Origin of the sequence: Shewanella sp. 10N.286.51.B8, from assembly GCF_041469325.1 — a bacterium.
GTDB lineage: Bacteria > Pseudomonadota > Gammaproteobacteria > Enterobacterales > Shewanellaceae > Shewanella.
In genome coordinates this window covers 1-2,015 of record NZ_JBFRKG010000047.1, presented here as the reverse complement: position 1 = coordinate 2,015, position 2,015 = coordinate 1, and the positions used below count along the sequence as shown (strand labels likewise).

At 40.5% G+C, this 2,015-nt stretch carries 1 pseudogene; it reads left to right on the top strand.

Features of this window, described 5'->3' with window-relative positions:
• Positions 1-2,015: pseudogene (locus tag AB4160_RS16480) on the top strand (hypothetical protein); the annotation flags it as partial.

Genomic DNA, 2,015 nt, shown 5'->3' with positions numbered 1-2,015 from the left:
CAAACGGGTGATTTAAGTGATTCTGTCACTGAAGATACCGTCGCAGTGATAACCCAAACCGGTGAGCGCCATAACGCCTTTATTAGCCAAATCGGTTTATCTTCAGATGCTGTCATCACTCAAACGGGCACAGAAAACCACACCGATATCGAACAAACTGGGATTAATAACACGGCATTAATCATTCAAGATGATGCTAGCAATATAGCCAATGTTACCCAAGCTAACATGGACAATGCTGTATCAATCAATCAGAGCGGTTCTGTGGTCGGTATGGGTAATACGGCAATGGTGCAACAAGACGGCATTAATGAATCGGTTGATATTGTTCAAGTCGGTAATTCAAATATGACTGAATCATATCAATATTATTCAACAGAGGGTAACTCGGTTGATGTTGAGCAAATCGGTGATAATAATAGCGCCATTACCATTTCTTATAAAGATTTGTCTGCCGTAATTATTAATAGCAAAGCCATTATTATGCAACATGGTAATGGTAATAGAGGCGTTGTTGACACTTGGGATAGCGGCGGAGTTGTCAGCATGACTCAGCAAGGTAATGATAACTTTGCAACTGCACAAAGTTATGGCGAAAGTACCATTGATGTTGAGCAAGTCGGCCAAGAAAATTATGTGTATGCTACTTCTGGACCCGGTAAATCTAGCCATGTTCAAATTAGCCAAAATGGAGAGTTTAATGCAGCTGAAGGAGGCTGGATAGATGCTACTGATGAAAGAACAGGTGCAGTTGTGAACATAAGCCAAGTAGGCAGTCAACATTTTATCAGCTTTGAAGCTATTGGAAATAATAGCCTTGTATTCGCTACTCAAAAAGATATCTATAACAGGTCATATATTGTCGCTTCTGGCAACGAGAATTCAGCAATATTGGATCAATCCGGTATGGAAAATACTGCAGACCTTTTTGTGCGAGGAAATTACAATACCGGAACAGTGACTCAAAGTGATAAAGATAATGATGTGAGTGCGTTCATATATGGTGAAAACAGTACATCAACGGTAAGTCAAAGTGATGTAGATAATAGAGTCAAGTTACGTTTATATGGAGAAAATAGCTCAGTGATTGTTACACAAAGTGGCTCAACTGCTGGTAAGGGGAATTTTGCCGACGTTGAGCAACATAATGCAGATAACAAGGTTTCAGTTGACCAATCTGGTGAAATGAATACCGCGACAGTATTGCAGCCCGCAACAAGCTTATGGGGTTCAGATTCTGGTAACAATATTTCAGTCGAGCAGACGGGTAGCAGTCATACAGCAACTGCTCGCACCTATTCTGGGGGAAATAGTAGCATTGACATTACTCAGCTAGGTGCTTCAAATACTGCTAGGGCATTAACTTATGGAGAAGGGGATATTTCAACTGTTTATCAAGATGGGACGGGAAATCGAGCAACAGCACAAAGCTGGTATGATGGAAGTACGGCGGTAATAAATCAACAAGGTGATGATAACGTTGCACGGGCTTTTACTGGTGCTTATCGCTCTAATGCTAATATTGAGCAAGTGGGTGTAAGTAACTCTGTAATTGCTCGTACTTACGGATTGGCTGATGAAATAATTATTAGTCAAGTTGGAAAAGATAACAATATTATTGCAAACCTAAGTCATCAAAATGGGGTTGATGGTGGTAATAATGCTTCAATTATTCAAAATAAGATGGACAATTTAGCTGTTGTGTCATCGTATGGGTACGCTAACACTTCGATAGTCGATCAAGATGGTTCATTAAACAGGGCTGATATTGTTCAGCAAAATACCTCTGATTCTTCAGCAACCATTACTCAAAAGGGTGATGAAAACCACGCTAAAATTGACCAGCATCATTCAACACAAACTGCATCCGCAGTAATAAACTCCGAAGGTAACGGTAATCGCGCTGAAATCGAGCAGCAATATTATAATGGCTTTAATGCGACCGCGACGGTGAATCAACTGGGTGATAGCAATAGTGCTAAAGTCATGCAAAATAATGCCGATGGCGCGCTATC